This is a genomic window from Streptomyces sp. NPDC127038, assembly GCF_042725875.1.
In the GTDB taxonomy this organism is placed as follows: domain Bacteria; phylum Actinomycetota; class Actinomycetes; order Streptomycetales; family Streptomycetaceae; genus Streptomyces.
This window is the reverse complement of record NZ_JBHXDQ010000014.1, coordinates 59,386-72,025: the sequence shown is the minus strand read 5'-3', so window position 1 is coordinate 72,025 and position 12,640 is coordinate 59,386. Positions and strand designations below refer to the sequence as shown.

Sequence of the window (12,640 nt, the reverse complement as noted above, 5' to 3'; positions counted from 1 at the left end):
CCTGCGCTCGGAGGGGGGCGCAGGTCCTTCTTTTCGTCGTACGGGGGCCGTTACGGCTTCGGCGGCATCGCCGGCATGCCCAGGAACGGCAGCCGCAGCGCGCCGAAGGCGTCCGCGGGGACGACCGGACACCGCGGCTCGACCGCCTTGAGCCGCTCGTACGAGGCCCCGGGCGCCGGACGCGGGTCGGCCTCGCCCTTGTTGGGCCAGAACGACATGGCCCGCTCGGCCTGCGCGGTGATGGTGAGCGACGGATTGACGCCGAGGTTCGCGGAGACGGCGGCACCGTCGACGACGGAGATGCCCGGGTGACCGTGGAGCCGGTGGTACGGGTCGATGACGCCGTCCTCCGCCCCGGCGCCGATCGGGCAGCCGCCGAGGAAGTGTGCGGTCAGCGGAGTGCCCATCAGCTCACCGACGTTGCTGCCCGGGAAGCCGTTGATCTCCTCGGCGAGCACGGAGGCGGCGCGTGAAGCGGCCTCGATCTGCTTCGGGTTGGGGGCACCGTGCCCCTGACGTGCCGTCAGCAGTCCCTTGCCCGCGCCCTTCGGCTTGAGGTACGTGGTCAGGGAGTTGTCGAGCGACTGCATCACCAGCCCGATGATGGTGCGTTCGGACCAGCGGCGGTTGGAGAGCGACCTGAGCACGAGCAGCGGATGCCGGGCCGCGTTGACGAACCATCCGGCCACCCTCGACGAGCCCTCGGCGTAGGGGACCTGGAGGATGGACATGCCGCCCATCGCGTTGGAGCCCTTGCCGTAGCGGACGGGTTCGATGTGGGTGTCGGCGTCCGGGTGGACCGAGGACGTGATGGCCACGCCCCGGGTGAAGTCGGCCTTCACCCCGTGCGCCTTGCGGTAGCGGCGGTCGTCGGTCTGCGCGCCCACCAGCGCCTCGGAGTTGGTGCGGGTCAGCTCCCCGAGCCGCTTCGACAGATACGGCAGCTGGCCGCCGGCCTTCATGCGGTGCAGCAGCGTCTGGGTGCCGTAGGTCCCGGCCGCGAGGACGACCCGCCGCGCGGTGAACGTCCGTCCCTCCCCCTTGCGCCGGTCGTCCGTGGGGAGGGTCTGGACGGCGTAGCCGCCCCGCGAGTCGTCGGTGACGGACACGACGGTCGTCATGGGGTGGACGGTCGCGCCCGCCTTCTCGGCGAGGAAGAGATAGTTCTCGTTGAGGGTGTTCTTGGCGCCGTGGCGGCAGCCGGTCATGCACTCCCCGCACTCGGTGCAGGCCTTGCGCGAGGGCCCGGCACCGCCGAAGTACGGGTCGGCCACCTCCTCACCGGGCCGCGCACCGGCGGAGCCGTCCGCGTCCTTCCCGTCGCCGAAGAAGACGCCGACGGGCGCCAGATGGAAGGTGTCGCCGACCCCCATCCGCTCCGCGGCGGCCTTGAGGTGCACGTCCGACGGGGTCATGGTGGGGTTGAGCCGCACGCCCAGCATGCGCCGGGCCTGGTCGTAGTACGGCTTCAGCTCCTCCTCCCAGTCGGTGATGTCCTTCCACTGCGGGTCCTCGAAGAACGGCTTCGGCGGTACGTAGAGGGTGTTGGCGTAGTTGAGCGAGCCGCCGCCCACGCCGGCCCCGGCGAGCACCATCACATTGCCCAGCAGATGGATGCGCTGGATGCCGTACATGCCGAGCCGCGGGGCCCAGAGGTAGTTCTTGAGGTCCCAGGAGTTCTTGGGGAGCGTGTCGCGGGTGAAGCGCCGGCCGGCTTCGAGGACACCGACGCGGTATCCCTTCTCCGTCAGCCGCAGGGCGGTGACGGAGCCGCCGAAGCCGGAGCCGACGACGACGACGTCGTAGTCGTACGTCTCCTCGTGCGACTCCTCGTCCGTCTTCTCGTCCGGCTGTTCCTGGGCAGAGCTCTCCTGTGACACGTGCCGCTCTCCTCGTCGAGAACCGTCAAGAACCTTTGAGAACCGTGGGGGCCGGGCGGGGCCGTGGGGACCGGCCGGGCCCCGTGGGACCGGGCCGGTGACCGCGGGCTAGCGCAGCCGCAGGGCCTTCATGAGCTTCAGGCTCCGGCTCATGAACGCCGCGTACTTCTCGTCGTCCATGCCCAGGGACGGCGCCATCGGCAGCAGTCTCTGGTGGGCGACGGTCTGTGCCTCGGTGTACTTGAGGATGCCCTCGGAGCCGTGCCTGCGGCCGAGACCGGAGTCCTTCATGCCGCCCATCGGCGACTGGACACTGCCGTACGCGGGCGCGTAGCCCTCGTTGACGTTCACGGTGCCGGTGCGCAGCCGGGACGCGATCGCGCGGCCGCGCCGCCCGTCCTTCGTCCAGACGGAGGAATTGAGGCCGTACGCCGTGGAGTTGGCGCGTTCGACGACCTCGTCCTCGGTCGTGAACCGGTAGATCGAGACGACGGGGCCGAAGGTCTCCTCGGCGCAGACGGCCATGGGGGCCTCCACGCCTTCGAGGATGGTGGGCTCGTAGAAGTACGGGCCGATGTCGGGCCGGGCGACACCGCCGGCGACGACCGTGGCGCCCTTGGCGACGGCCTCCTCGACGTGCCGCGTCACGGTCTCCAGCTGCCGCTCCCCGACCAGCGAGCCCATATCCGCCCCGTAGGTGAGGGACGTGCCGAGCCGCATGGCCCTGGTCCGCTCGGCGAACCGCTGCGTGAAGGCGTCGGCGACCGACTCGTGGACGTACAGCCGCTCGATGGAGATGCAGAGCTGGCCGGCGGAGGAGAAGCAGGCGCGTACGGCGCCGGCGGCGGCCTTGTCGAGGTCGGCGTCCTCCAGGACCACCATGGCGTTCTTGCCGCCGAGTTCGAGGGAGACGCCGACGAGCCGGGCGGCGGCGCCCTGGGCGACCTCGCGGCCGGTGCGGGTCGAGCCGGTGAAGGAGACGTAGTCGGCGTGCCGGACGACCTCGGGTCCGACGACCGGTCCGTCGCCGATGACGACCTGGAAGACCTCGGCGGGCAGTCCGGCCTCGATCAGCAGGTCGCGCGCCCACAGGGCGGTCAGGCAGGTCTCGGTGTCGGGCTTCATGACGACCGCGTTGCCCGCGACGAACGCCGGCAGCGCGTCGCCGACGGACAGCTCCAGCGGGTAGTTCCAGGGCGCGATCTGACCGACGACACCGCGCGGGTGCCGCAGTTCGGTGACCTTGGTGAGGGTCGGCATGGCGCCCGCGTGCCGCTTGGGACGCAGGTAGGAGGGCGCCTTGAGCCCGTAGTGCCGGGCGGCGACCAGGACGGCCTGGACCTCCTCGTGGGCGTGCAGCCGGGTCTTGCCGGTCTCCAGCTGGATGAGGTCGAGGACCTCGGCCTGCCGGGCGAGCACGAGGTCGTGGAAGCGGAGCAGGACGGCGGCGCGGCGCCGTACCGGGGTGGCCGCCCAGGCGCTCTGGGCGGTGCGGGCCCGCTCGAAGGCCTTCTCGACGTCCTCCGGGGTGGACTCGGGGATGTCGGCGAGCTTCTCGCCGGTGAACGGCGTGTGATTGGCGGTCCGCCCGGAGCCCGCGACCCCCTTGGTGAGCTGGGCGACGAGCTCGGGGGTGACCACGTCGGCGGCGGTACGGGCGCCGGCCGGGGCGGGGGCGAGGGGGTTGGTGCCGACGGCCGCGGGAGCGGCCTCACCGGCGGCGACGGCCTCGTCGACGGAGGGGGTCTCGTCCATGGCGGACGTCTCCTCCGCCGCGGGCGTCTCCGCCACCACGGCGGGTGCCACGTCCACGGCGGCGGGGGCCTCCGCTGCCTCCGCGGCGGCGACGGGCGTCCCCTCGGTGTCCGTCGTGCCGGTACCGGCCGCCTCGTCGGCGCCGGTGCTTTCCGTGGCCTGCTCCGCGGCCTGCGAGTCCGTCATGAGCCGCAGAGTATGCCCCCTCGCTCCCTTTGGGTACCCGTCGGTAATGGCCTTTCACGGAGTACTCACACGCTGCCAGTGATCACTGGCAGCAAATGCGCTGATCAGGGCGTTGTCGATCCGATGATCACGGTCGGTCGACCTCCAGGTTCGCGATCGCCGCCTCGGCGACCTGACGGCCCCGCGCGGTGAGGTCGCCTGCGCCCGGATAGCTGACCGTGAGCCGGTACATGTCGCCGTCCCTCGACTTGTAGTAGAAGAGCCTCACCTCGCGCGGGCGGGGGTTCTGGCTGTCGTCGGTCCGGTAGACCACCGTGTTCTCGGCGGACTCCCTGCCCCGGTACGTCGTCCTGGCGTCCGGCTTCGTCCGGGGGCCGGCCGGCATGTTCAGGTAGTAGGCGCCGCTCGCCTTGAACTCGCCGTCGTCCGCGTACATCTCGGCCCGTGCCGAGTCCTTGATCTGCTTGCTGGTGTCCTCGGACTTCCGTGCGAGGTTCAGCCCGACCGAGATGCTCCCGCTCCAGTCGGTGTACGTGACCCAGTGCCCCTTGTCCGTCTTCCGGTCCGGGGTCCCCACCTGGTAGTCCGCGGGGACCGCGAGCGTCGCGGCGACGTCCGCCACGTGCCGCTTCCTCCAGCCGTCCGGCAGCGGACCGGCGAACGGGTCCGCGATCACCACGTACGCCGTCGCCGCGGCCGCGACGACCACCGTGGCGACCGCCGCCGCGAGGCCGATCAGGGCCCTGCGGCCGATCCGGACGCCCCCGGCGGGTTCCGGGGCCGACTCCGGGGTCCCGGCGTCCTCGAACCGCGCGGCCCGCGTCGGGGCCGGCGGCCGTAGCGCCTCCTCCAGGAGACGGCGGACCTCGGCCGCGGCGGGACGGTGGGACGGCTCCTTGGCCAGCAGTCCGTCGATCACCTCCGCGAGCGGGGCACCCGCCGAGGCGGGCGCGGCCGGCACGGACTTGAGGACCGACTGGAGCGTGGCGGGCGTGTTGCTGCGACGGAACGGCGAGACGCCCTCGGTCGCGGCGTAGAGCAGCACGCCGAGCGACCAGAGGTCGGAGGCGGGGCCGGGACGTACGCCCAGCACCCGCTCCGGGGCGGTGTACTCGGGCGAGCCGACGAAGCCGCCGGTGTCCGTCAGGCTCGTGTCGCCCTCGATCCTCGCGATGCCGAAGTCGGTGAGGACGACACGGCCGTGGGGGCCGAGGAGCACGTTGTCGGGCTTGACGTCACGGTGCAGGACGCCCGCCGCGTGCGCCGCCTCCAGGGCGCCGAGCACCTCCAGGCCGATGCGCGCGGCCTCGCGGCCGTCGAGCGTGCCCTCGGTCAGCGCGTCGCCGAGCGAGCGGCCACGCACCAGTTCCATGACGATCCAGGGCTGTCCGTCCACGACCGCCACGTCGTGGACGGTCACCACGGCGGGATGGTCGAGCCGGGCCGCCGCGCGCGCCTCGCGGCGCATCCGCTCGTGGACGTTGGCCCGTTCACGCTCGGGAAGATGGTCGGGGACACGGGGTTCCTTGACGGCCACCTCGCGGTCCACGGTCTCGTCCCTGGCCCGCCACACCGTGCCCATCCCGCCGTGCCCCAGCTTGGCGAGCAGGCGATACCTCCCGGCCACGAGCCGTCCGGCCCCTGGGTCCCCTGCGGGTGCGGATGCGGGCGCCGCCGCGGGTGAGGGGGTCCGCGGCCGGTCCTGGCTGGTGTCGGCGGACGGGGCCTGGGGCGGAGAGGCGGGCGTGGCGTAGGGGTTGCCCGGGTACGGGACGGCGACCGGAGCCTCGGGCTGCCGGGCGTACACCGCCGACTCCGCGCCCTGCCCCTGAGCCAGGTCGCGCTCCCCCGGCCCCGGAGTCGGGTCCGCCTGCCTGCCGGGTGCTCCGCCGACCACCGGCTCCGCGCCCGGCCCCTGAGCGAGGTCGCGGTCGTTCAGCCCCGGAGTCGGGGCCTCCACCGGCCTGCCGGGTGCTCCGTCCTCCGTCGGCCGGGACCCCTGAGGCTCCCGAGGGCTCGGCGGTACTGGTCTGGGTGGTTGCAGACGGAAACTCGTCGTCGCTTCGCCCCCGTGAGGGACTCCCCCGTCGTCGCTCATGCCTTCATCTGTATCGCGGCGGGCGCCGGGTCATCCAGCCTCCGTGCCCACCGGTCACAGACCCGTGACGCGGGCATCCCTTTTCTCCCGGTTGCGGGCCCCGTCCGTCACGGGACCGCGAAGGTGTCCACGGCCACGTCGAAGTACTCCTTCGCCTCCGTCACCCGGCCCACCGGCGCGGAGACCCAGACGTCGTACATCCGGCCGTCCTGCTCCCAGCACAGGTCGTAGGTGTGCCGGGGGCCCTCCGCCGTGGTGAAGCCGTTCCAGCTGAACTGCCAGAGGGCGGCGGTGTGTCCGTCGTGCACCGTCCGGGCGACCGTGCCGTCGTGGTAGCCGGGGTTGTTGGCCGGTCCGGAGGCGTCCGCGCGCTGCATCACGCCCAGCGGACCGCCCTCGGCGGGATCGGCCACCTTGACGCCGATGCGGAAGGTCTCCCCGGGTGACATGTAGAAGATCCGCTCCCCCTGCGGGTCGCGGGTGAAGCCGTCCGGGACGGCGAGCGAGAAGCCGTTCGGATCGGAGGTGAGGCGATAGCCCGACGGGGCGGTGCGGGCACCGGGGGACGGGGTGCGGCGGCTGGTCACCGTGACGGTGGGGCCGGCCTTCGCGGGCGGCGCCGAGGGCGTAGCGGAGTCCGGGGACGCGGTGGAGGACGTACCCGGGGTGCCGGGTGTGCCCGGCGAGCTCGACGTGGCCGGTTCGCCCTGTCCGCCGCCGCCCATCAGCAGCGCGGCCGCGGACACCCCGGCACCGGCCATGGCGGCGACCAGGGCGGCGGCGACGAGGAGGCTGCGGGTGGACTGGCGGGGCGGCTGGTCGGCCACGGCGGCGGAGGCCGGCGACGGCTCGGGCGAGGGTCTGCGCAGCGACACCTTGGGGTTGTCCCGCCGGGTCGGCGTGTACGGGACCAGCAGCCGCGGGGTACGGCCGGTGTCCCGGAAGGCGCGCAGCATCCGTTCCGCCTCGGCCGCGTCGAGCCGCCGTTCCGGATCGCGCTCCAGCAGTCCCCGTACGACGGGCAGCAGGGGCGCGGCCTGGGCCGGCGGGCGGATCTCGTCGACGACGACCGCGTGCAGGATGCCGCCGAGCGAGTCGCGCCGGAAGGGCGAGGCCCCGCTGAGCACGGCGCACAGCAGCACGCCGAGCGACCACAGGTCGGACTCGGGGCCGGTGCGCGCCCCGGCCATCCGTTCGGGCGCGGTGTACTCGGGCGAGCCCACGAACGCGCCGGTCTCGGTGAGCGTCGTCGCGCCCGCGACCTGGGCGATCCCGAAGTCGGTGAGCACGACGCGGTCGGTGCCGGCCTCGACGAGGACGTTGGCGGGCTTCAGGTCGCGGTGCAGGACGCCCGCGTCGTGCGCGCGGCGCAGCGCTCCGAGCAGGTCGATGGCGATCCGGGCGGCCTCGCGCGCGTCGACGGGGCCGTTCGCGGAGATCCGTTCGGCGAGCGAGCCGCCGTCGATCAACTCCATGACGATGTACGGGCGTTCGTCGTCCTCGACGACGTCGTGGACGACGATGATGTGCGGGTGGTGCAGCTGGGCGACGGCCCGTGCCTCGCGCAGCGTGCGGTCGCGCTGGAGCCGGGACTCCTCGGCGGAGAGGGAGTCGTCGAGGACGAGCTCCTTCACCGCGACGCTGCGGCCGAGCAGTTGGTCGGTGGCGCGCCAGACGACGCCCATGCCGCCCCGGCCGATCCTGCTCTCCAGCCGATAACGCCCGGCGATCACACGGGCGTTCTCCCCCTCGGTCCCCATACGCCCCATCATGCCGCACCGGACGGACCTCTTCCGTGGCACCGACCGGCCAAGTACACGGGCGCACCGGGGCGGCCGGCGCCCGCTCCGAGGGGCTCAGGCCCAGATCAGCCCTCCTGGAAGCTCCGCAGGATCCGGTCGAACTGCTCCTTGGCGGCGGTCCAGTCGGCGGCCGGCGCGGACTCGTAGACGGCGTACTCGGTGCCGTCGCTCTTCATGTACCCGACGTCGATCGCGTGGTAGGGCCCCGGGAAGTAGTGCGGCGGGTCCTTGGCCAGGGCGTCCCAGGTGTACTCCCAGCGGGAACCCGGCTGGTCCCGGAACACCTCCTCCCTGAGGAAGAGCCGGCTGTAGTTCCGCAGGCGATGGGCGAGGTTCTCGTCCAGGTCGCTCATGTGCTTGTACGAGGAACTGAAGTCCGGATCGGTGTCTACGGCGACCCGGACGAGGTGCTTGCCGTTGTCGGGCGAGTAGTCGACCTGCCGGAGGCCGTCCTTGTCGATGGAGACGGACCGCGTCCACCCCTTGGGCAGGGAGATGCTGAAGCCCACCGGGTCCTTGAGCCGCTCCCAGCCGGCGGGAACCGAACCCTGGCCGGCCTGACCGCTCGGGGTGCTGTCGGCCTTGGGGGTCGACGGTCCTGAGGCGGAGCCGTCGTGGTTGCCCGTGCCGAAGTGCTGAAGGCCGACGGCGACGCCCCCGCCGACGGTCGCCGCGAGGGCGACGACCAGCACGGCCGTACGCAGGCGGTGCCGCTTCGCCGGCACGGGTGCGGACCCGATCGTCTCCGGCGGATACGGCGTGGCGACGGCCGTCCGGGCGCGCGGGCCGGTGACGGACCCCGTCTCCGCGGTGTCGTACCCGGTCGGCGCGTACGGCCGGGTCGTGGTCGTCGCCCGGCCCTCCGCCACCTCGGCGAGCATCTGCTCGGCCTGCGCCGCGTCGGGCCGTTCGGCCGGATCCTTGCGCAGCAGGGCGGCGAGGACGGGTCCCAGCGCCCCCGCGTTGGCCGCTGCGGCCGGTTCCTCCTCGACCACGGCCTGCATGGTGCTGATGGGCGACGTGCGGCGGAACGGGGACCTGCCCTCGACCGCCGTGTACAGCGTCGCGCCGAGTGCCCAGAGGTCGGAGGACGGGCCGGGGACGTGGCCGCGCACCCGTTCGGGCGCTAGGTAGTCGACGGAGCCGACGATCTCGCCGGTGCGCGTGATCGTCGTGTCCCCCTCGACCTGCGCGATGCCGAAGTCGGTGAGCAGGACGCGGCGGTCGGGCGACAGCAGCACGTTGCCCGGCTTCACGTCCCGGTGCAGCACACCGGCGGCGTGCGCGGCGCGCAGCGCGCGCAGCACCCACAGCCCGATCCGCGCCGCCTCGGCCGGTTCGAGGCGCCCCCGCTCCTTGACCTCGTCGGCCAGCGAGTTGCCCTCGACCAGCTCCATGACGATCCACGGCCGGTTGTCGTGCTCCAGCACGTCGTGGATGGTGACGACGGCCGAGTGGTTGATCCGGGCCGCGGCCCGCGCCTCGGCGTGGGTACGGGCGAGCAGCCGGGCGAGATCGCTCTCGGCGACGTAGAGCGCGGCGGTCAGCTCCTTGACCGCGACGGTCCGGTGCAGCACCTCGTCATGGGCGCGCCAAACCCGGCCCATGCCACCGCTGCCGATGGATTCGACAAGCCGGTAGCGGCCCGCGAGGAGCAGGCCCTGCATCTGATTCACGTTTCCCCGCAATGGTCTTGACAGGCTCAGACTAAAGAGCGGTGCCCACCCAGGGAACAAGCGGGGTCGTACGGAGACCGCACTGTGACGGTTGTCCCTTCCTGGTACGGGAGGGAACCGTTCTGTGTTCAACCGCTCCCGCCTGCCCCGATACGGCACGCGGTGGGGCAAAGTGGTTGCTCAGCGCGTCACTTGGTAGGTCGAGGAGGCCTGTTCGTACAGCCGGGTCACCTCGTCGCGTTCGGCGTCCGGGCCGCGTACCTGCACCACGTGGTAGTGCCCGGCGACGAGGATCGCGAGGTTGCGCACGTAGAGCGAACGCCCCGCGGTGTCCTGCCAGGTGAACTGCCCCTCGGCCATCACCTTGCCGCCGACGTCGATCCGGCGCATCCCGCTGGAGGTCGCCCAGGTGGAGTCCCGGAAGGGCTGCAACTCCTTCTCGCTCTCCCGCTGGTAGGTCATCGGGTCGCTGCCGTACGTGGCCGTGCCGTCGCGTCCGGGGACGACGATGAGCTCGAAGTCCCCCTGGGAGTAGACGACCTGGCCGCTGCCGTTCTTCGGCGACCGGGTCCAGCCGCTCGCCACGGCGACCTGGAACCCCTCGGGGTCCTTGCGGAGGGTGAAGCCCTGGGCGACGCCGGGGTCGGGGGTGCTGTGCGAGGAGGTCGAACTGGACTTCCCCGAGGGGCTCTTGCCGGGGTCGGGCGAGGCGGGCCCGCCGCTCGCGGTCGGGCCGCCGCCCGAGGAGGGCGTGACGGGACCCGCCTGTCCGGCGGCGCCGGTCCGCTGCTCCCCGCTGCCGCTCCGGTCCGCCTTGGGCATGAAGGCGACCGCGTACGCGACGGCGGCGGCCAGCAGGAGCAGGACCAGCAGCAGCAGGTTGCGGCCCAGCCTGCGGGGTGCGACGTCCTCCGCCCGGGCGCGCTTGTGGCGGGCGTGCGGGCCGGTCGCGGGCAGCCCCGCCCTCCGCCTGCGCACGAGTTCGCCGCGGCGCCGCACGATCGGCAGCCGGCTCGGGTCGGCGGGCGGCACGGGCACGACATGCGTACCGGCCTCGGGTTCCGGCGCGGAGCGCACCAACGACCGGAGCCAGCCGCGCAGTTCCTCGAAGTCGAGGCGTTCGGTGGGGTCCTGGCGCAGCAGCGACTCGACGACGGGCCGCAGCGGCCCGCACTCCTCCGCGAAGGCGGGCGGCTCCGCGCACACCAGCTGGACCAGTTCGGCGGTGTTCTCCTCCGGGTACGGGGCGTGGCCCTGTACGGCGCGGAAGAGCAGCGCGCCGAGCGCCCACAGGTCGGTCGCCGGTCCGATCGGGGCGGCGAGCTGCCAGTTCTCGTGCACCGGTCCGGCCTGCTCGGGTGCCCAGCGCTCGGTGACCGGTCCGACCACGGTCATCCGGGCCTGCCGGGCCCGCTCGGCCGCGAGCGCGGTGGCCGGTCCCCGGCGCGGAGGCGCCCCGGCGACCAGGTCGCCCCACCCGGCGCCGGTGCGCCCGGGCCGGTGCGGGGCGGGGTCCTGCGAGGCGCCGGGCCCCTGGGCGTGCCCGGAGGGGCGGGTGTGCGCGGGGCCGCCGAATCCGCCGGGAGGCACGGGCGTCCGGGCGCCGCCCGGGCCCTGGAACCCGCCGACGGGCCGGCCGTCGTACGCGGCCCGGTCGCCGCCCTGGGGCAGGCCGGATGCCGGGACTCCGGGACGGGCGCCGTGGCCGGTGCCGTAGGGCGACTGTCCCGGCGCGAGCGCCGAGCGGCCGTAAGCGGTGCCGTCGGGCGCCGGCCCCCCGTCCGGTCCCGCGGGGAGCGGGGGGCGCGTCCGGCCGTCGTCCTGGCCGAAGGCTCCGGGCCGCGGCTGGACTCCGTACCTGCCGGTGCCGCCGACTCCGTACGGGTCGGCTATCTGGCCCGGGGGCGTGCCGTGGGTGTGCTGCCTGCCGCTCTGGCCGGGCAGGTGCGGCTGGGTGGGGTCCTGGGCCTCCGGGGCGCGCGGGGCGCCGTACCGGCCGTCCTGCTCCTGGGCCGTCCGCTCGCCGTGCTCCGCGGGCCTGGGGGCCGGAAGGGCGAGCGGGTCGCCCCTGCGTTCGCCCTGGACGCGGGCGGCGGCGCGCGCTCCGGCCCGGTACGCGGCGATGGCTCCGGCACGCGCGGCGCGGATGTCGTCCCCTGCGCCCTCCGCCCCGCCGCCGGACTCCGGTCCGCCCTCCGGTCCCGCGGCTCCCGTCGACCGGCCCTGACCCGCCGGGCCGCCCGCTTCCAGCGCGCGCGGGGCACGGCCCGCGGAGGGTGCACCGGGGACGGGTGCCCCGGGGACCGGCGTGCCCTGTTCGGCGCGGGCCTCGATCGCCGCCCGCCGGGCCGCCTCGGCGTCGGCGCCGCTCGTGGCGGCCACGGCGACACCGCGTGCGGCGCCACCGAATCCGATGCCGCCGGCGGGGCCCCGTCCGCTTCCGGCGGCGCCCTGGGGAGCACCCGCCCCGGCCCGGCCTCCGTCACCGGGCCGCCCGGCACCGGGGCCGGTCCCGGGCGGGAGGTCGTCCTCGGGCGCCGGCACCGGGTCGTACCCGCACAGGGCCTCTTCGGCGGCTCCGGCCGCGAGTCCGGTGAGCAGGACGCGTCCGTCGTCGCAGACGAGCACCGTGCGCGCGGTGATGTTCCGGTGCACCCAGCCGTGCGCGTGCAGGACGCGCAGCGCGGTCAGCACGTCGGCGGCGACCTCCGCGGCGCGGTAGGGGCTGAGCGGCTTCTCGGCGAGCAGGGCGGCCAGCGGCCTGGCGGGCACCAGTTCGCTGACGATCCACAGCGACCCGCCCTCGGCGAACACGTCGAAGACCTGGTCGAGCCGTGGGTGGTCGGGGATCCGCGCGGCCGCCTGTGCCGCGTCGATCGCGCGCAGGACCGCCGGTTCGGCGGGCCGCCGGGTGGCGCGGGCCGACGCCCGCCGCACGCCGCCGTCCCGGGCCACGAACCCGTCGGGCAGTCCGTCCGCGTCGAGCACCTCGGCCTCGACGACCTCGGGCAACGGCACCTGCCGTACGAGGACTTCCTGTCCGCTGTAGGTGTCGAAGGCCCGGCTCTCGGCGAGTTCGTACGCGTCGGAGGGCGGCAGGGGCAGGCGGTAGCGGTCGGCGAGTACCCGTCCCGCGTAGTCGTCCACGATGCTCCCCCAGCCGACCAGTTGGTCAATTCCGTTCGCCGTGCGTTCCGTTGTGGCTTCGTTCGGTCCGCAACCACTCACGATACGTGCCCGAGG

At 73.9% G+C, this 12,640-nt stretch carries 6 protein-coding genes; all 6 read right to left on the bottom strand.

What is annotated here, in order from left to right; genetic code table 11:
• Positions 1 to 50 precede the first annotated feature (50 nt).
• The gene (locus ACFWI4_RS13580) at positions 51 to 1,880 is read right to left on the bottom strand and encodes a GMC oxidoreductase (protein ID WP_387194810.1); all 1,830 of its coding nucleotides are present in this window, start codon (positions 1,878 to 1,880) and stop codon (positions 51 to 53) included.
• A gap of 108 nt (positions 1,881 to 1,988) precedes the next feature.
• Complete coding sequence (locus ACFWI4_RS13575; RefSeq protein WP_387194946.1) at positions 1,989 to 3,635, bottom strand: succinic semialdehyde dehydrogenase; 1,647 nt, start codon at positions 3,633 to 3,635, stop codon at positions 1,989 to 1,991.
• Between the two features lie 313 nt (positions 3,636 to 3,948).
• Positions 3,949 to 5,919 carry a protein kinase gene (locus ACFWI4_RS13570; RefSeq protein ID WP_387194807.1) on the bottom strand — a complete coding sequence of 657 codons (1,971 nt, stop codon included), beginning with the start codon at positions 5,917 to 5,919 and terminating at the stop codon, positions 3,949 to 3,951.
• A gap of 107 nt (positions 5,920 to 6,026) precedes the next feature.
• Positions 6,027 to 7,679 carry a protein kinase gene (locus tag ACFWI4_RS13565; protein WP_387194804.1) on the bottom strand — a complete coding sequence of 551 codons (1,653 nt, stop codon included), beginning with the start codon at positions 7,677 to 7,679 and terminating at the stop codon, positions 6,027 to 6,029.
• A 107-nt stretch (positions 7,680 to 7,786) separates the two neighbouring features.
• The gene (locus ACFWI4_RS13560; protein ID WP_387194943.1) at positions 7,787 to 9,388 is read right to left on the bottom strand and encodes a serine/threonine-protein kinase; all 1,602 of its coding nucleotides are present in this window, start codon (positions 9,386 to 9,388) and stop codon (positions 7,787 to 7,789) included.
• Between the two features lie 189 nt (positions 9,389 to 9,577).
• Positions 9,578 to 12,544 carry a protein kinase gene (locus tag ACFWI4_RS13555; protein WP_387194801.1) on the bottom strand — a complete coding sequence of 989 codons (2,967 nt, stop codon included), beginning with the start codon at positions 12,542 to 12,544 and terminating at the stop codon, positions 9,578 to 9,580.
• Between the last annotated feature and the right edge of the window lie 96 nt (positions 12,545 to 12,640).